Annotated in this window: 15 protein-coding genes; 12 read left to right on the top strand and 3 right to left on the bottom strand. The window is 74.4% G+C overall.

Going from position 1 to position 17575, the window contains the following annotated elements:
• Nucleotides 1-20: 20 nt before the first annotated feature.
• Nucleotides 21-1292, bottom strand: a complete 1272-nt coding sequence (locus GA0070623_RS11400) for a hypothetical protein (RefSeq protein WP_067305379.1) — start codon at nucleotides 1290-1292, stop codon at nucleotides 21-23.
• A 307-nt stretch (nucleotides 1293-1599) separates the two neighbouring features.
• Between GA0070623_RS11400 and rsmD the strand changes: the two genes are divergently transcribed.
• The 9 genes from rsmD to GA0070623_RS11355 all read left to right on the top strand — a co-directional run bounded on the left by rsmD (nucleotide 1600) and on the right by GA0070623_RS11355 (nucleotide 9600).
• Nucleotides 1600-2163, top strand: coding sequence for a 16S rRNA (guanine(966)-N(2))-methyltransferase RsmD (gene rsmD / locus GA0070623_RS11395; RefSeq protein ID WP_067305376.1), 564 nt, complete (start codon nucleotides 1600-1602; stop codon nucleotides 2161-2163).
• Nucleotides 2160-2645 carry a pantetheine-phosphate adenylyltransferase gene (coaD, locus tag GA0070623_RS11390; protein ID WP_089004008.1) on the top strand — a complete coding sequence of 162 codons (486 nt, stop codon included), beginning with the start codon at nucleotides 2160-2162 and terminating at the stop codon, nucleotides 2643-2645. The genes rsmD and coaD overlap by 4 nt, the downstream gene beginning before the upstream one ends.
• Nucleotides 2646-2799: 154 nt before the next feature.
• Complete coding sequence (locus GA0070623_RS11385; protein ID WP_067305370.1) at nucleotides 2800-3297, top strand: SPFH domain-containing protein; 498 nt, start codon at nucleotides 2800-2802, stop codon at nucleotides 3295-3297.
• A 110-nt stretch (nucleotides 3298-3407) separates the two neighbouring features.
• Nucleotides 3408-3971, top strand: a complete 564-nt coding sequence (locus GA0070623_RS11380; protein ID WP_067305368.1) for a YceD family protein — start codon at nucleotides 3408-3410, stop codon at nucleotides 3969-3971.
• A 5-nt stretch (nucleotides 3972-3976) separates the two neighbouring features.
• Nucleotides 3977-4150, top strand: a complete 174-nt coding sequence (rpmF, locus tag GA0070623_RS11375) for a 50S ribosomal protein L32 (RefSeq protein ID WP_067305365.1) — start codon at nucleotides 3977-3979, stop codon at nucleotides 4148-4150.
• A gap of 135 nt (nucleotides 4151-4285) precedes the next feature.
• Complete coding sequence (locus GA0070623_RS11370) at nucleotides 4286-5326, top strand: phosphate acyltransferase PlsX (protein ID WP_231932824.1); 1041 nt, start codon at nucleotides 4286-4288, stop codon at nucleotides 5324-5326.
• 109 nt (nucleotides 5327-5435) lie between these two features.
• Nucleotides 5436-6314, top strand: a complete 879-nt coding sequence (gene rnc, locus GA0070623_RS11365) for a ribonuclease III (protein ID WP_067305362.1) — start codon at nucleotides 5436-5438, stop codon at nucleotides 6312-6314.
• The gene (mutM, locus tag GA0070623_RS11360) at nucleotides 6307-7164 is read left to right on the top strand and encodes a bifunctional DNA-formamidopyrimidine glycosylase/DNA-(apurinic or apyrimidinic site) lyase (RefSeq protein ID WP_067305444.1); all 858 of its coding nucleotides are present in this window, start codon (nucleotides 6307-6309) and stop codon (nucleotides 7162-7164) included. Before rnc ends, mutM begins: the two co-directional genes overlap by 8 nt.
• Before the next feature lie 219 nt (nucleotides 7165-7383).
• On the top strand, nucleotides 7384-9600 hold the full coding sequence (locus GA0070623_RS11355) for an MMPL family transporter (protein ID WP_067305358.1): 2217 nt from the start codon (nucleotides 7384-7386) through the stop codon (nucleotides 9598-9600).
• 122 nt (nucleotides 9601-9722) lie between these two features.
• Here GA0070623_RS11355 and GA0070623_RS11350 read toward each other — a convergent pair whose 3' ends face one another.
• Together GA0070623_RS11350 and GA0070623_RS30965 are read right to left on the bottom strand one after the other, a co-directional pair.
• A complete protein-coding gene (locus GA0070623_RS11350; RefSeq protein ID WP_067305441.1) occupies nucleotides 9723-10640 on the bottom strand; it encodes an endo alpha-1,4 polygalactosaminidase in 918 nt (305 codons plus the stop codon).
• Nucleotides 10641-10751: 111 nt separating this feature from the next.
• Entirely contained in the window at nucleotides 10752-12449 is a 1698-nt protein-coding gene (locus GA0070623_RS30965) for a CAP domain-containing protein (RefSeq protein WP_067305355.1), read from the bottom strand.
• Between the two features lie 374 nt (nucleotides 12450-12823).
• Here GA0070623_RS30965 and GA0070623_RS11340 point away from each other — a divergent pair, with 374 nt between their 5' ends.
• From GA0070623_RS11340 to GA0070623_RS11330, 3 genes are all read left to right on the top strand, one after another.
• Complete coding sequence (locus tag GA0070623_RS11340; RefSeq protein WP_067305353.1) at nucleotides 12824-13018, top strand: hypothetical protein; 195 nt, start codon at nucleotides 12824-12826, stop codon at nucleotides 13016-13018.
• 291 nt (nucleotides 13019-13309) lie between these two features.
• Nucleotides 13310-16918, top strand: coding sequence for a chromosome segregation protein SMC (gene smc, locus GA0070623_RS11335; RefSeq protein WP_089004007.1), 3609 nt, complete (start codon nucleotides 13310-13312; stop codon nucleotides 16916-16918).
• Nucleotides 16918-17535 carry an HAD family hydrolase gene (locus GA0070623_RS11330; RefSeq protein ID WP_067307291.1) on the top strand — a complete coding sequence of 206 codons (618 nt, stop codon included), beginning with the start codon at nucleotides 16918-16920 and terminating at the stop codon, nucleotides 17533-17535. Before smc ends, GA0070623_RS11330 begins: the two co-directional genes overlap by 1 nt.
• Nucleotides 17536-17575 lie beyond the last annotated feature (40 nt).

The raw sequence follows: 17575 nt of genomic DNA, 5'->3' as shown, positions 1-17575 counted from the left end.
CTGTGCGGTGTTGCCGAGGGTCAGACGGTGAAGCGGATCCGGCGGCGTCGGGCGATGACGAAGAGCACCGCGCCGGCCGTCAGGAGCGCGGCGGCGCCGGCCGCGATGGCGCCGGCCGCCGCGCCGGTCACCGGGAGGCCGCCGTCCTGGTCGCCGCCGCCGGCACCACCACCACCGGTGGACGGGCAGTCCTTCGGCTGCTCCCACGTGAGCGGGCCGCCGGAGTCGAGGTCGCCGGTGACGGTGACGGTGAGGCCCTTGCTGGCCGGGAAGCTGACCGTACCGGTCCGGCCGGGCTCGACGGTCAGCTTCTTGGGCTCACCCTTGTTGGGGGTGAAGACCGAGGTCAGCGAGGTGCCGTCCTCCGGGTTGCTGATCCGGAAGACCATCTTGTCGCAGCTGGACTCGTAGCTGGCGTCCGGCGTGCCGACCTCGGGCTGCTGGCAGTCCTCGGGCTTCTGCCAGCCGCCGGTGAAGTCCTTCATGCCGGTGGCGGCCACGGTGATCTCCTGCGCCTCCCCGGCGCTGAGCTTCCGCTTCTCGATCTTGCGCAGCGGGACGGTCACCTTGTCGGTGAAGCCGCCGCTGCCGGTGATGGTGAACGTCGCGTCGGCGTTGCCGCTGCGGTTGACCAGGGTCAGCTCGACGTTGCCGTCGCAGTCGGACTCGGCGATCACCTCGGGCGCGGCCGAGCAGGTGCCCGAGCCGCCGTTGAACCAGGCGCGCGGGCCGGTGGAGCGGGCGCCGATGCCGGTGGGGCTGCCGACCTTGCGGTCGCCGTACCGGTCGCTGGTGTCGGTCAGCGGGTCGATCAGCTTGCTGCCGAAGACGAAGTCGACCTGGGTGTAGCAGTTCGGCACCTCGACGGCGAAGTCGAGGGTGGCCACCCCCAGCTCGCCCGGGGCGACCCCGGTGAACTTCTTGATCGACTTGTCGAGCACGTACTGCGGGACGGCGAACTTCGCCGACGGCGTCACGTACGACACCAGGGCCAGCTCCTGCTCCTGGCCGCGGCAGAGCGGGCCGTTGGTCAGGGTGATCGAGGCCTTGCCCGCCGGGCCGTCGAAGGTGTGCGTGTAGCGCGCGTCGGCGGCGGCGACGCAGGACGGGTCGTCCGACCCGACGGTGGCCGTCGGGCTCGGTGTGGCGGTTGCCGTGGGGGTGGCCGTCGGCGTCGGCGAGGCCGGAGCGGCGTTCGCCGCAGCGGTGCAGGCGAGGACCGTGGCCAGGCCGGCCAGGGCGGCGGCGGTCACGGCGAGCGGTCGCCGGAGCGACAGCTGGGGACGGATCACGCGTACTCCCGGGGTGAGGATGCGTCAGGGGCGCGGCGGGGGTGGCGTCGCCTGGTCGCGGTGCGCGTGCGGAGCGCCGCGACGGCGCCTTCCGGCGCCCCGGCCGGCGGAGCGGCACCGGCACCGGGCAGACCTTAGTGGGCCGGTGGAGGCGGGCACAGCGCACAGGATGACCCGTAGACGTTGTTATGCATTTGAGATCATTGATGTACGGTCGGTGACCGGGCGGACACGGCCGGGGTGTCCACCGTGCCGTACGCCCGTTCCGGGCTTCGCGTAGCGTCGCAGGCATGGACAGGGGGAGACGGTGACCCGGATCGTGGCCGGCACGCTCGGCGGTCGGCGGATCGCCGCACCCGCCGGGGCCGGCACCCGACCCACCTCCGACCGGGTGCGGGAGGCGCTGTTCAGCGCCGTCGCCGCCGAGGTGGACCTGGTGGGCAGCCGGTTCGCCGACCTGTACGCCGGCTCCGGCGCGGTCGGGCTGGAGGCGCTGTCCCGGGGGGCCGGGCACGTGCTGCTGGTCGAATCCGACCCCCGGGCCGCCCGGGTGATCCGGGAGAACGTCGCCGTGCTCCGGGCCGCCCCGACGGCCCGGCTGGTCACCGGCAGGGTGGCCGGCGTGCTCGCGGCCGGCCCCGACGGCGGGCCGTACGACGTGATCTTCGCCGATCCGCCCTACGCGGTGCCGGACGCCGAGGTCACCGCCCTGCTGGCCGCGCTGGTGGAGCACGGCTGGCTGGCCCCCGACGCGCTGGTGGTGGTCGAACGGTCCACCCGCAGCGGCCCGGTCGACTGGGTGCGGGGCATCACCGCCGGGCGCAGCCGGCGTTACGGCGAGACCACTCTTTGGTACGGTCGCCGATCATGAGACGTGCGGTGTGCCCCGGCTCCTTCGACCCGGTCACCAACGGACACCTGGACATCGTCGGACGGGCCAGCCGGCTCTTCGACGAGGTGATCGTCGGTGTGCTGGTGAACCAGTCCAAGAGCGGCCTGTTCACCGTCGAGGAGCGGATCGACATGCTCCGCGAGGTGACCTCCTCGTACGGCAACGTGCGGGTCGAGTCCTTCCGGGGCCTGCTGGTCGACTTCTGCCGGGCGCAGGAGGCGAGTGTGCTGATCAAGGGGCTGCGGGCGGTCAGTGACTTCGACTACGAGCTGCAGATGGCCCAGATGAACATCGGGCTGGCCGGCGTGGAGACCCTGTTCATGCCGACCAACCCGCTCTACTCGTTCCTCTCGTCCAGCCTGGTCAAGGACGTGGCCAAGTGGGGTGGCGACATCTCCTCGCACGTCCCCGACACGGTCCGCCGGGCGCTCGCGGCCCGGCTCCACGCCCCCCGCCCCTGACCGTCCGCCCGGGTGCCGTCGGGTCCGGCGGCGCGTCGGGTCGGGGTGGTGACGGCGGTGGTGGCCGGGGCACGACATCATGTGGTGCAGCGCCGAAGCCGGGCGCAGGCCGCATGATGTAGGTCGGCCGACGAACGACAGGAGTGAGGTACCGGTGGACCCGCTCGACCGCATCGACGAACTGATCACCATGGTGGAGCAGGCGCGCTCCGTCCCGATGTCGCGCAACAACTGCATGGTCGACCGGGGAGAGATGATCGCCGCCCTCGACGAGATGCGGGCCGACCTCCCCGCCGACCTGCGCCGCGCCGCCGCCCTGCTGGAGGAGCGGGACAAGATCATGGAGGCCGGCAAGCGGGAGGCCGACCGGATCATCAGCGAGGGTGAGGCGGAACACGCCCGACTGGTGTCGGTGAACGAGATCACCGTCTCCGCCGAGCACGAGGGGGCGCGGATCATCGCCGAGGCCCGTGCCGAGGCGCAGCGGCTGCGGGAGGAGGTCGACGACTACGTCGACACCGCGCTGGCCAACTTCGAGCAGTTCCTCACCCGGGCGCTGGCGTCGATCGAGCGCGGGCGGGACAAGATGCACGCCCTGCGGGAGATCGGCACCTTCGGTGGGGACGAGGCGGAACGCCCGTTACCCTTCTGAGCGGCACCTCATTCCACCGACGGACGGGTCGGGCGCCGCCCCCGGTTCGACGACCCGGTGGTCGCCCAGGTAACCTTTTTTGTCGGCCTCTCACCGGCCGGAGTCTGACTATGCCCAAACACTCGCCTTCATCACTCAACCCCAGGGCGCCGCTGGTCCTCGACACGAGGGACCTGCCGCGTCGCCCTGGTGCGTTGCGTACGCTTCGGCGGGTCGTGCCGGCACCGGTGGACCTCGGCGTGGAGTTGATCGGCGTGCCGGCGGGCGCGGACCTCGACCTCGATCTGAGGTTGGAGTCGGTGTCCGAGGGCGTACTCGTCTCCGGGACCGTCACCGGTCCCGTCCAGGGTGAGTGCGGCCGTTGCCTGCGTACGATCGACTACTCGTTGACCGTGAACGTCCAGGAGCTGTACGCGTACGAGAACAGCACCACGGACATCACGACCGACGAGGACGAGGTGGGCCGGATGCAGGACGATCTGATCGACCTGGAGCCGGCGCTGCGGGACGCGGTGGTGCTCACGCTGCCGACCAACCCGCTCTGCCGGGAGGACTGCCCAGGGCTGTGCCCCGAGTGTGGGGTGCACTGGGACGATCTGCCGGCCGATCACAGCCACCAGCAGATCGACCCGCGTTGGGCGAGCCTGTCGCAACTGAACCGTACAGAGGAGTAGGAACCGTGGCCGTCCCGAAGCGCAAGATGTCGCGCAGCAACACCCGGTCCCGCCGGGCGAACTGGAAGGTGGCCGCGGTCGCGACCGTGGCCTGCCCGCAGTGCAAGTCCCCCAAGCTGCCGCACGCGGCGTGCTCCGTCTGCGGCACGTACAACGGCCGCCAGGTTCTCGAGGTCTGACCTGGACGCCGAGTGACGCCCCCGACTACGGGTCGGGTGGTGCGCGCACCCAGGCGATCGCCCGGTGCCCCGGCTCCGTCCCACGCCGGCCGGCCCGCCCCGGCCGGCGTCCCGGCGGAGCCGGGCACCGCGCGGATCGCCGTTGACCTCCTCGGCGGGGACGATGCTCCCGCCGTCGTGGTTGACGGCGCTCTGCGGGCCGTGCGTGCCGACCCGGACCTGCACCTGCTGCTCGTCGGCCCGGTCGAGGCCGCGGCCGGGGTGATCGACGCCCTGACCCCGGCCCAGCGGACCAGGATCACGGTCCGGGCGACCCGCACCGCCGCCGGTCCGGCCGACCACGCCCCGCGCGCCGACAGCACCGTCCGCGCGGCGGTCTCCGCCGTCCGCGACGGGGCCGCCGACGCGCTCGTCTCCGCCGGCTCCACCGGCGCCACCGTCTCCGCCGCCGCCCTCGGCTTCGGCCGCTGGGCCGACGTGCGCCGCCCCGCCCTGGTGGCCACCCTGCCCGCCGTCTCCGGCCCGGTGGTCCTGCTCGACGTCGGCGGTTCGCTGGAACCCCGGCCGGCCACCCTGGTCGGGCACGCCGTGCTCGGCGCGGCCTACGCCGCCGTCGCGCACGCCGTCGCCGCGCCCCGGGTCGGCCTGCTGTCGGTGGGCACCGAGGCCGGCAAGGGGGACCGCCCGCGCCGGACCGCCGATCCGTTGCTCGCCGCCGCGCCGCTGCCCTGCGGGGCCCGCTACGTCGGCCTGGTCGAGGGGTACGACGTGGCGCTCGGCGTCCGGGCCGACGTGGTGGTCACCGACGGCTTCACCGGCAACGTGCTGCTCAAGGCCATCGAGGGGGCGTACGCCATGGCCGGGGGGCCGCCCGCCAGCGGTGGCGCACCACGGGCGGCGGCCCTGCTCGGGGTGGCCGGCACCGTGGTGGTCTGCCACGGCGCGGCGACCCCGGACGACGTCGCCTCCGGGATCGCCCTGGCCGCCCACCTCTGGCGTCGCCGGGCCACCGACCGGGTCCGGGAACAGATCCCGCTGCTACCCGGCGGCGACAACACCGACCAGGACGCCGTGGACCCGCCGGCCCGCTCCGCCGGCCTTCCCGCCGTGGACCCACCGGCCCGGTCCGCCGCCCATCCCGCGGCGGAGCACCGCGAGCCGGAGCGGCGGCCATGAGCCGCGGCCGTGCGGCGGTCGGTGCCGCGGTCGTGATCGAACAGGTTGCCCGGCGCGCGGCCGGTGAGTCCGCGTGCCCCGGAGTCGGGAACGAAGCAGAGGTAGGGACATGACCAACGACAAGCGGCGGCGCGCGCCCGTCGGCCACCTGGAGGCGGCGTTCGGGCTGACACTCGACGCCGAACTGCTGGAGCGGGCGCTGACCCACCGGTCGTACGCGTACGAGAACGGCGGGCTGCCGACCAATGAGCGGCTGGAGTTCCTCGGCGACTCGGTGCTCGGCGTGGTGATCACCACGGCGCTGTTCCGCAACCACCCGGACCTGCCCGAGGGGCAACTGGCGAAGCTCCGGGCCAGCGTGGTCAACATGCGCGCCCTGGCCGACGTGGCCCGGGGCCTCGGCCCGGACGGTCTCGGCGCCTACCTGCTGCTCGGCAAGGGGGAGGAGAGCACCGGCGGGCGGGACAAGGCGAGCATCCTCGCCGACACCCTGGAGGCGCTGCTCGGCGCGATCTACCTTCAGTACGGGCTGGACACCGCGGCGATCGTCATCCACCGGCTGTTCGACCCGTTGATGGCCGAGTCGGCGGGCCGGGGCGCCGCGCTGGACTGGAAGACCAGCCTCCAGGAGTTGACCGCCGCGCTGGGCCTGGGCGTGCCCGAGTACCGGATCGAGGGCACCGGGCCGGACCACCTGAAGACCTTCACCGCCTGGGTGGTGGTGGCCGGCAACCGCTACGGCGGGTCCGAGGGGCGCAGCAAGAAGGAGGCCGAGCAGCGGGCGGCCGAGGCGGCCTGGCGGGAACTCACCGAACAGGCCGAGCGGGACCGGGCCGCCGCCGAACAGCCCGACCCGGCCGACCCGGCTGCCGCGACCGACCCGGGTGCCCCAGCTGCCGTCGGCGACCCGGCCGTCGGCGACCCGGCTGCCGCCGACGCGGCCGTCGCCGCCGAGCAGCCCGCCGAGGCGGGGCTGGGTCGTGCCTGAACTGCCCGAGGTCGAGACGGTCCGGCAGGGACTGGCCCAATGGGTCACCGGCCGGCGGATCGCCGCGGTGGAGGTGCGCCACCCCCGGGCCGTCCGGCGGCACGTCCCCGGCGCGGCGCACTTCGCCGACGTGCTGGCCGGCCGGACGGTGACCGACGTGCGGCGGCGCGGCAAGTACCTCTGGCTGCCACTGGACAGCGGTGACGCGCTCGTCGGCCACCTGGGCATGTCGGGGCAGCTGCTGCTCCAACCGGCCGAGGCGGCCGACGAGCTGCACCTGCGGGTCCGGTTCCGGTTCGCCGACGACGGGCCGCAGCTCCGCTTCGTCGACCAGCGCACCTTCGGCGGGCTCGCGGTCAGCGAGGGTGGTGCCGAGCTGCCCGCCGAGATCGCGCACATCGCCCGCGACCCGATGGACCCGGAGTTCTCCGACACCGGGTTCGTCGCCGCGCTGCGCCGCCGGCGTACCGAGGTCAAGCGTGCCCTGCTGGACCAGACCCTGCTCTCCGGGGTGGGCAACATCTACGCCGACGAGGCGCTGTGGCGGGCCGGGCTGCACGGCGCCCGCCCGACCGACGCGCTGACCGCCCCCGCCGCCGGTCGGCTGCTCGGGCACGTGCGGGACGTCCTCGGCGAGGCGATCAAGCAGGGCGGCACCAGCTTCGACGACCTGTACGTCGACGTCAACGGGGAGAGCGGCTACTTCGACCGGTCGCTGAACGTCTACGGGCGGGAGGGCGAGCCCTGCCGGCGCTGCGGTGCGCCGATCCGCCGGGAGGCGTTCATGAACCGGTCGTCGTACAGCTGCCCCCGCTGTCAGCCCCGCCCCCGGGGTGTCCTCAGGGGGTGACCCCGAGCCGGTTCGGGGTTGCGCCGGTGTGTCGCGCCGAGGCCACGGCGTACCGCCGCCGGTTTTTCCCCCGATCCCGCCGATCTGTCCCCCGGGCGGCCCGTCCCCGACCGTTCCCGCGCCGTCGGGGGTGGGCCGGGGACGTTCCCCGATGTGCCCCACCGCCGTGGTCCCTAGCGTCAGCACGGTCGGCAGGGTGTCGACGGGAGGGGGACGACGATGGGCGGCAGACCGGTGACGGTGCGGTTGGCGCGGTGGAGCGCCGAGCACCCGTGGCGCGCGATCGCACTCTGGGTGGTCTTCGTGGCGGTGTGCTTCGTCGGCGGCAACGCCGCCGGCCTCAACGAGGCCACCGGCGCCGACCAGGCGATCGGTGAGTCCGGCCGGGCCGACGTGATCGTCACGGAGGGCAGGTTCACCGACCCGGCGGTGGAGAACGTCCTCATCACCCCGCGTACCGGCACCCTCGACCGGGCCGCGGCGCAGGCGGCGGCGACCGACGCGACCGAGCGGCTGCGGCAGGTCACCGGGGTGGCGTCGGTGGGCGAGCCGGTGCCGTCGCGCGACGGGGCCGCGCTGCTGGTGCCGATCACCATGGCCGGCGATCCGGAGACCGCCGCCGACCGGGTGCAGCCGTTGCGTGACGCCACCGCCGCCGCCCAGGCCGCCCACCCGCAGCTGCGGATCGAGCAGGTCGGCGGCCCGTCGATCAACCAGGCGCTGGACGACACCCTGGGCCGGGACTTCAAGCGGGCCGAGCTGCTCAGCCTGCCGGTCACCCTGGCCATCCTGATCGTCGCCTTCGGCGCGCTGATCGCCGCCGGGGTGCCGGTGCTGCTGGCGCTCTCCTCGGTGGCCGCCGCGATGGGGCTGTCCACCCTCGCCTCCCACCTGGTGCCCGCCACGGACACCACGGCCAGTGTGATCCTGCTGATCGGGATGGCCGTCGGGGTGGACTACTCGCTGTTCTACGTCCGGCGGGAACGGGAGGAACGGGCCAAGGGCCGGTCCGGGCTGGACGCGGTGGAGATCGCCGCCGAGACGTCCGGGCACGCCGTGGTCGTCTCCGGCTTCGCGGTGATCATCTCGATGGCCGGGCTGCTGCTCGCCGACGACGTGGTCTTCTCCTCCCTCGCCGTCGGCTCGATCCTGGTGGTCGCCGTCGCGGTGACCGGCTCGCTGACCGTGCTGCCGGCGCTGCTGGCCAAGCTGGGCCGCTGGGTGGACCGGCCGAGGGTGCCGCTGCTGTGGCGGCTCACCGCGCCCCGCACCGGCCGGCACGGGCAGCCCGCCCGACCCCGGTTCTGGCCGGCGGTGCTGCGGCCCGCGCTGCGCGCTCCCCGGGCCACCCTGATCGTCTCGGTGGGGCTGCTGCTCGCCCTGGCCGCCCCGGCGCTCGGCATGAAGCTGAAGTTCCCCGGCATGGAGGATCTGCCCCGGACCACCCCGGCGATGCAGGCGTACGACCGGTTGACCGCCGCCTTCCCGAGCGCCGGCACCAGCCACACGGTCGCCGTCCGGGCCCCGGCCGACCAGGCCGACCAGGTGCACGCCGCGCTGACCGGGCTGGCCCGCAGCGCCGCCGCCGACCCGCTGTTCGCCCCGGTCGAGGCGGACGGCCCGAAGATCGAGGTGTCGGCGGACCGCCGGGTGTCGGTGCTGCAGGTGGCCACCCCGTACGCCAGTCGGGACGACCGGTCGGTGCGCTCACTGCACGAACTCCGCGACGACCTGCTGCCGGCCGCGCTGCGCGGCGTCCCGGGCGTCGAGTACGCCGTCGGCGGCGGGGTGGCCGCCAGCGAGGACTACGCCCGGCACATCCGGGAGAAGCTGCCGCTGGTGATGGCCTTCGTGCTGGCGCTGACCTTCCTGGTGATGACCTGGACGTTCCGGTCGGTCGTGGTGGCCCTCACCTCGATCCTGCTCAACCTGCTCTCCGCCGGGGCCGCCTACGGCCTGCTGGTGCTGGTCTTCCAGGGCAGCTGGGCGCAGGACCTGCTCGGCTTCACCTCGATGGGGGCGATCGTCTCCTGGCTGCCGCTGTTCCTCTTCGTGGTGCTGTTCGGGCTCTCCATGGACTACCACGTCTTCGTGGTCAGCCGGATCCGGGAGGCGGTCCGCGCCGGCCGGTCCAACGCCGACGCGGTGGCGTACGGCATCACCTCCTCGGCGGGGGTGGTGACCAGCGCGGCGATCGTGATGGTCGGGGTGTTCGCGATCTTCGCCTCGCTCAGCACGATCGACATGAAGCAGCTCGGCATCGGGCTGGCCGCGGCGATCCTGCTGGACGCCACGATCATCCGGGCGGTGGTGCTGCCGTCGGTGATGACCCTGCTCGGCGAGGCCAACTGGTGGGCGCCCCGCTTCCTGCGCGGGCGCGGCCGGCCCGCCACCCCGCCGGCCGAGCCGACGCCGGAGCTGGTCGGGGCGTACTGACCGGCGCCCACCCGCCGCCGGCCGCCCGCCCCGGATGGTGCAGCGCCGTGGCCGCCCGCCCGGGTGGTGCAGCGCCGTGGCCGGCGGCGACGGGTGACCCGGACCGCGACCTGCGGTCCGGGTCAGCCGGGTGCGCCGGGCACCGGCCCCACCCCGCCGGGGCCGGTGCCCGGCGGGGTGGGGCAGGGTGCGCGCCAGGCGTCCAGGGCGCGGTTCTTGCGGATCGAGGCGAAGCCGTAGCCGACGGTCGTCACGCAGAACCGCGCCGGGTCACCGACGTACTCGACCTGGAACACCGGCTTGGCCGCGTCGGCGAACGGGAGCAGCCTGGCGCAGCGGCGCAGCCGGACGCACTCCTCGTCGACCGCGAAGTCGAAGTCCGGCGCCAGCGCGGCCACCTGCGCGACGTCGCCGACCAGGCCAGGGGAGAGGCCCAGGGTCCGGGCCAGCCCGGCGGACCGCCGGTTGAACGCCAACTGGTCGTCGAAGTCGAGCGGGAAGCCCGACCGGTGGGCGTACCCGTCCGCGTCGACGAGGGCCACCGCGCCGAACCCCTTGCCCCGGCAGAGCCGGAACCGGTCGGCCAGCACGGGACGCAGCAGCTCCCAACGCCGGACGTCCACCCAGCGGCTCCCGGGCCGTCCGGCCGCAGCACCGCGGACCGCCGCCGGGTAGCGCGAGGCGTCCGGGTCGGTCCCGGCGTACGTTCCGACCGGCACGTGACAGATCAGCCGCCGGTCCCGCCGACGCAGCTCCCCGGTCTCGGCGGTGCTCACCCTCACCGGGTCGAGGAGGAACACGTCGGCCTCGACGGTGGTGTCGAGCGGTCCGGTGAGCTGCCACTGCCACCGCCACTGCCGGGCGGCGGCGGGCGGCCAGGGGGTCGGTGCGCCGGGAGGCCCGAGGTCGGGCCGGCAGGCGTACACCGGGGTCAGCAGGGCCAGCGCCACGGCGGCCGGTAGCGCCCGGCGGCCCCGGGGCCGGGCGGACGCGGCGGACCTCCCGCCGCGCGTCGCGGACGCTGGCAGCCGGACGCGCATCGGCAGCTCCCGGGTCCGGTGCGGTGCCCGCCGCACCCCTCACCCGGTGAAACGAACGCCCCCCGGTGACGACGCGGGCACGTCGTCACCGGGGGGCGCGGTCGCCACCGGTCAGCGCGGGGCGGCGAAGTCCTGCGTCCAGTACGGCCCGTTGCTGTTGGCCACGCCGACGCCGATCTCGGTGAACGCGCAGTTGAGGATGTTGGCCCGGTGGCCGGAGCTGTTCATCCAGGCGTCCATCACCGCCGCCGGGGTCGGCTGGTTCCAGGCGACGTTCTCGCCGTAGGTGCGCCAGGAGTAGCCGGCCCGGTCCAGCCGCTGCCCGGCGTCGCTGCCGTCGCTGCCGGTGTGCGTCATGGTCTTGTGGTCGGCCTGGTCCTGGCTGTGCCGCTGGGCGGCGAGGGTCAGCTTCTCGTCGACGGTGACGGCGGCGCAGCCGGCCTTGGCCCGCTCGGCGTTGACCAGGTCGACGACCTGCTGGGTCTGGCTGCCCCCGCCGCCACCGCTGACCGCGGCCCGGGTGGTGGGGGCGGCGGTGGGAATGTCACCGCCCCGGGTGGTCCGCCGGGAAGCCGGCTCGGTGCGGCTCGGGGCGGGGGTCGGCTTGGCGGTCCGGCTCGGCGACGGGCTCGGCGACGCGGTGGACGGGCTCGGCGACGCGCTGGGGGAGGGGGAGGCCGGGGCGGTGTCGCCCGGGCCGGCGTCCGGGATGACCGGCGCGGTGGCCACCGGCCCGTCGAGGGCGGTGCGGTCGGTGGGCTCGTCGTCGGGCAGCATCAGCGCGCCGACTCCGAGGCTCACCGCCAGGGTGGCCGCGGCGGCGGCCCCGCCGATGAGCAGCGGGCGCTTCACCCGGCGGCGCGGCCGGGCGGGTTCGGCCGTCGACGGACGCCCACCGAGCGCTACGACCGCCGGGGTGGGCGCGGCGTCCCGCTCGGTATCGGCGGACCACGGCGCGGCCCCGGCCCGGTCTGCCGACCGCCCGTCCGCCTCGTTCCCCCAGGGACCGGGCCGCCCGGCGACCCCGACCGTCCCGTCGTCCCACTGCCCGGCCGGTTCTCCGTCCCACTGCCCGGCCGGCTCACCCTGCCACTGCCCGGCCTGTTCGCCGGCCCACTCAGCCTGCCCCGGTCCGGCGTGCTCGCCGACCCATCGCCCGGCCTGCCCGCCGTCCTGTTCTCCGTGCCACCGCCCGGCCTGTTCGTCGGCCCACTGTCCGGTCTGTTCGCCGTGCCACCGCCCGGCCTGCCCGCCGTCCTGTTCTCCGTGCCACTGCCCGGTCTGTTCGTCCCGCCAGGGCTCGGCCTGTCCGGCCGGCCACGGCCCGCTCTGTTCTCCGTGCCACCGTCCGGTCTGCTCGCTCCGCCACCGCTCGGCCTGCTCGCCCGGCCACTGCCCGGTCTGTTCGTCCCGCCACTGGTCGGTCGGACCGGCCGGCCCCTGGCCGACCTGCTGGTCCCGCCATTGTGCGGTCGGCTCCGTCGGCTGACGGCCGGGTGCGGAGTCGGCCCAGGCGTCTGCGGAGGGCGCGGAGTGTGCCGGCCCGCCGTGGTCGGCCCACCGGTCCGGTGCGCCCCCGGTGTGCCCGCCCGAGTGGGGGTGCGCCGGCCTGTCGTGTCCCGGTGCCCCGTGTCCCGGTGCCCCGTGCGTCGGGGTGTGGTGTCCCGGGGTGTCGGGTGCCGGGTCGTCACCGAAGAGGTACGCCGAGCGGGGCTCGGGGCGGTCGGTCAGCCAGGCCGGGTCGTCCGCCGACGGCTGCGGCCGTCGGTATGCGGCGTCCGGGTCGTTCGGGTCGGTCCAGCCGTACACGCCTGTCGCCTCCACGGGTCGGTTGCGGGCCGGGGTGACGCTACGGCGGCGGCGAGGACAGCAGCAATGCGGCTAAGGAAGAGTTAAGGCGGGACAGCCGCACAGGGTGACCGTACCGGGCCGTGAAGGCGTAGAGTCAAGAAGTCCGGACAGAGAGTGTCCGAGCCTTGCGGCCCCCGGCGCAGTGGTCAGGGTAGGCGTGTAGATGATCTACGGCCTGCGAGAACTTGACGAACGGCGGGTTGTCGCTCAATATATAGGTGTCGCCAGTCGCGCCCAGCCACGCCCGGATTTCGGTGGCCTGGTAGTAGTCGCGAACACGAAATGGGCGCGCGTTGGCCGGCTTTTCCGGCAGCGCATATCAAGGAGTCAGCATGGCGAAGGCCCTCTACGGCCACGTAGGTGCAGCGCCCGACCGGCGTCTGCTCGACGAGGTCACCCGACTGCGTTCCAGGGTGCAGGCCCTGGAGTTCGAGATCACGCGCCTGCGTGCCGACAACGATCGGCTCGCGGCGGCTGCGGCGGAGGTCGACGATCTCCTCCGGCTGGCCGAGCCGGCGCTCACCTGATCTTCGGGTCCGCAGAAAACTGAACAGCACCACCGCGAAAAAGCGCGCCGACACTATTGTGCCGGCGCGCAGTGCTGTCTCCGGCGCATTTCGCCGATCACCAATTCGCGATCTTGACGCCCGATGTGGCGTAACACACTCGACCATTCCTGCCGACCGGGCGGGGCGTCGGCGTCCCGGGCCGGGGCGGGTCGCGTGCCGGTCACCCCGCACCGACGGGTTAGTCTGCGGGTTCACCAGGTCCGCGCAGCCCGCGACGCCTGCGGCGGCCACCGGACGAGGATCGAGAAGGTGCATCTCAAGAGCCTGACGGTGAAGGGGTTCAAATCCTTCGCCTCCGCCACGACGTTGAAGCTGGAGCCCGGGATCACCTGTGTGGTCGGCCCGAACGGCTCCGGCAAGTCCAACGTCGTCGACGCCATCGCCTGGGTGTTGGGCGAGCAGGGCGCCAAGGCGCTGCGCGGCGGCAAGATGGAGGACGTCATCTTCGCCGGCACCGCCGGGCGGGCACCGCTGGGCCGGGCCGAGGTCACCCTCACCATCGACAACACCGACGGCGCGCTGCCGATCGAGTACACCGAGGTCTCCATCACCCGCCGGATGTTCCGCTCCGGCGAGAGCGAGTACGAGATCAACGGCGACTCGTGCCGCCTGCTCGACATCCAGGAGCTGCTCAGCGACTCCGGGATCGGGCGGGAGATGCACATCATCGTCGGCCAGGGTCGGCTCGACGGCATGCTGCACGCCAAACCGGAGGACCGCCGCTCGTTCATCGAGGAGGCGGCCGGCGTCCTCAAGCACCGCAAGCGCAAGGAGAAGGCGCTGCGGAAGCTCGACGCGATGCAGGTGAACCTCAACCGGCTGACCGACCTCACCGCCGAGCTGCGCCGTCAGCTCAAGCCGCTGGGCCGGCAGGCCGAGGTGGCCCGCCGGGCCGCCGCCATCCAGGCCAACCTGCGGGACGCCCGGCTCCGGCTGCTCGCCGACGACCTCCACACCCTGCGGGCCACCCTGGACAAGGAGATCGCCGACGAGACGGCGCTGCGGGGCCGGCGCGAGCAGATCGAGGGCGAACACGCCGAGGTCCAGGGCCGCCTCGGCGAGCTGGAGGCGGCGCTCGCCGAGGACGCGCCGCTGCTCGCCGCCGCCCAGGACACCTGGTACAGGCTCTCCGCGCTCTCCGAACGGTTCCGCTCGGTGGAGCAGCTGGCCCGGGAGCGACTGCGCCACCTCAGCACCACCGGTGACGACGAACGGCCCGGCCGGGATCCCGACCAGCTGGAGGCCGAGTCGCAGCGGGTCCGCGAGCAGGAGGAGGAGCTGCGCGCGGCGCTCACCGACGACCAGATCCGGCTCGCCGAGGCGGTCGAGCACCGGCAGGAGCTGGAACGCCAGCTCGCCGCCGCCGAGCGGGAACTGGTCGCCGCCGCCAAGGCGATCGCCGACCGGCGGGAGGGGCTGGCCCGGCTGACCGGGCAGGTGAACTCCGCGCAGGCCCGGACCACCAGCGCCGGTGAGGAGATCGACCGGCTCGCCGCCGCGCACGCCGACGCCCTGGCCCGCGCCGACCAGGCCCAGGCCGAGCTGGACGCGGTCGCCGAACAGTCCACCGAGGCCGACCGGGACAACGCCGAACTCGACGACCGGCACGCCGAGGCGGTGGCCGCCCACGAGCGGGCGCAGGCCGTCGTGCGGGCGTTGACCGACACCGAACGGGCCGCCGAGAAGGACGCCGCGACCTGGAAGGCCCGCGAGGAGGCGCTCGCCCTCGGCCTGCGTCGCAAGGACGGCGCCGGGGCGCTGCTCGCCCGCGCCGACGAGGTGCCCGGCCTGCTGGGCAGCCTGGCCGGGCTGCTCACCGTCGCCCCCGGCCACGAGGCGGCGCTCGCCGCCGCGCTCGGTGGGCTCGCCGACGCGGTAGCGGTCAGCGGGGTCGACGAGGCCGTCGAGGCGATGCGACTGCTGAAGATCACCGACGCCGGGCGGGCCGGTCTGCTGGTCGGCAGCCCCGCCGGGTCGGGTATGACCGGCTCCGCCGACGCCCTGCGCCCCCGGCTGCCGGAGTCCGCCCGGTGGGCACCGGACCTGGTGGAGTGCGCTGCCGAGCTGCGTGCCGCCGTACACCGGGCGCTGCGGGACGTGGCGCTCGTCGACGACCTCGCCGCCGCCGCCGAGCTGGTCGCCGGCAATCCGGAGCTGCGCGCGGTCACCCCGGACGGCGACGTGGTCGGGGCGTACGCGGCGGCCGGCGGGTCGGCCAAGGCGGCCAGCTTCATCGAGGTGCAGGCCGCCGTGGAGGAGGCCCGCACCAACCGGCTCACCGCCGAGCGGACCGGTGCCGAGCTGCGGGAACAGCTCGTCGGCGCGCGGGCCGAGGTGGCCGCCGCGAAGGAGGCGGTGCAGCACGCCGCCGCCGCGAAACGGGAGGCGGAGAGCCACCGCAACGCCGCCGCCCGCCGGCTGGCCGAGCTGGGCGCGGCGGCCCGGTCGGCGAAGGCGGAGACCGACCGGCTCGGCGAGAGCCGGTCCCGTGCCGAGGCGGCCCGGGAACGGGACCTGACCGCCCTCGCCGAGCTGGCGGAACGGCTGCGGCTCGCCGAGGACACCCCGATCGACGCCGAACCCTCCACCGAGGAGCGGGACCAGCTCGCCGCGCTGGTGCCCCGGGCCCGGCAGAACGAGATGGAGGTCCGGCTCGCGGTGCGTACCGCCGAGGAGCGGGTCGCCTCGATCGCCGGTCGGGCCGACTCGCTGGCCCGGCAGGCCACCGCCGAGCGCGCGGCCCGGGAGCGGGCGGCGGCCCGCCGGGCGGCGCGGACCCGGGGGGCGGCGATCGCCCGCGCCGTGGTCGGCGGCGCCGGCGAGGCGCTGACCCGGCTCGGCACCTCCATCGCGCGGGCCGAGGAGCACCGCGACGCGGTCGCCCGGGAACGCGCCGCCCGGGAGGCCGAGCTCCAGGAGGTACGCGGCGCGGCCAAGCGGCTCGGCGCGGAGCTGGAGCGGTTGACCAGCCAGGTGCACCGGGACGAGGTGGCCCGTGCCGAGCAACGGCTGCGCATCGAGCAGCTGGAGGCCAAGGCCGCCGAGGACTTCGGCCTGGACGTGGAGACCCTGGTCGCCGAGTACGGCCCGACGCAGCCCGTCCCGCCGACCCCGGTGGACGTCGCGGCGGCTGAACGCGACGGACTGCCGGTGCCCGAGCCGGTCCGCTACGAGCGGCCGGTGCAGGAGAAGCGGGCCGCCAAGGCGGAACGGGAGCTGGCCCTGCTCGGCAAGGTCAACCCGCTGGCCCTGGAGGAGTTCGCCGCCCTGGAGGAGCGCTTCAAGTTCCTCTCCGAGCAGCTGGAGGACCTCAAAGCGACCCGGCGTGACCTGCTCACCGTGGTCAAGGACGTGGACGAGCGGATCCTGGAGGTCTTCGCCAGCGCGTTCGCCGACACCGCCCGCGAGTTCGAGCAGGTCTTCACGGTGCTCTTCCCCGGCGGCGAGGGCCGGCTGATCCTCACCGAGCCGGACGACCTGCTCACCACCGGCGTGGAGGTGGAGGCCCGGCCGCCCGGCAAGAAGATCAAACGGCTGTCGCTGCTCTCCGGCGGCGAGCGGTCGCTGACCGCCGTGGCGATGCTGGTGGCGATCTTCCGGGCCCGGCCCAGCCCGTTCTACATCATGGACGAGGTGGAGGCGGCCCTCGACGACGTGAACCTGGGCCGGTTGATCACCCTGCTGGCCCAGTTGCGGGAGAAGAGCCAGTTGATCGTCATCACCCACCAGAAGCGGACCATGGAGATCGCCGATGCGCTCTACGGCGTGACCATGCGCAGCGGCGTCACCCAGGTGATCAGCCAACGGCTCAACCGGACCGACGACGAGCGGTCCGACCGAACTGAGGAGAACCAGTAGTGGCACGGGAACGGCCGACGGCACTCCTGCTCGACTTCGACGGCGTGCTGCGGCACCGGGATCCGGCGGTGGCCGCCGGCATCGAGCGGGAGTACGGCCTCTCCGCCGGGGTGCTCGGCGAGATCGCCATGCACTGGGGGCGGCTCCAGCCGGTGCTGACCGGCCAGATCAGTCACGCCGACTGGGCGGCCAGCGTGGCCGACGCGCTGACCGAGTCGGTCGGCCCGGAGCGGGCGCGGGCGGCGGTCGAGCAGTGGCAGCGCTACCGGGGTGAGGTCGACCCCGACGTGCTGGCCCTCGTCCGCGCGGCGCGGGCCGCCGGGATCCGGGTCGGGCTGGGCACCAACGCCACCGACCTGCTCGACACCGACCTCGCCGAGCTGGGTCTGGCCGACGAGCTGGACGTGGTGGTCAACTCCTCGGTCGTCGGGGTGCACAAGCCGGCGAAGGAGTACTTCCAGGCCGCCTGCGCCGCCCTGGCGACCCCGCCCGCCCGGGTGCTCTTCGTCGACGACGAGGACTGGGCGGTGCGGGGGGCGCGGGCGGCCGGGCTGTCGGCGTACCGGTGGAGCGGGCCGGAGGGGCTGCGTTACCTGCGGGCGGCGCTGGGGTGCTGACCCCGGGCGGATCGGCGGCGGCCGGGTGGGCCGTGCCGAC

The sequence above is a fragment of the Micromonospora rifamycinica genome, from assembly GCF_900090265.1.
GTDB classification, from domain to species: domain Bacteria; phylum Actinomycetota; class Actinomycetes; order Mycobacteriales; family Micromonosporaceae; genus Micromonospora; species Micromonospora rifamycinica.
The sequence above is the reverse complement of the archived record's forward strand: the minus strand, read 5'-3'. Positions and strand labels throughout refer to the sequence as shown.

Coding starts and splice junctions, on each gene's coding strand:
- GA0070623_RS11355 (WP_067305358.1), top strand. CDS start 7,384: ATGGGCGGCAGACCGGTGACGGTGCGGTTGGCGCGGTGGAGCGCCGAG.
- coaD (WP_089004008.1), top strand. CDS start 2,160: ATGAGACGTGCGGTGTGCCCCGGCTCCTTCGACCCGGTCACCAACGGA.
- GA0070623_RS11340 (WP_067305353.1), top strand. CDS start 12,824: ATGGCGAAGGCCCTCTACGGCCACGTAGGTGCAGCGCCCGACCGGCGT.
- GA0070623_RS11380 (WP_067305368.1), top strand. CDS start 3,408: ATGCCCAAACACTCGCCTTCATCACTCAACCCCAGGGCGCCGCTGGTC.
- rnc (WP_067305362.1), top strand. CDS start 5,436: ATGACCAACGACAAGCGGCGGCGCGCGCCCGTCGGCCACCTGGAGGCG.
- GA0070623_RS11350 (WP_067305441.1), bottom strand. CDS start 10,640: ATGCGCGTCCGGCTGCCAGCGTCCGCGACGCGCGGCGGGAGGTCCGCC.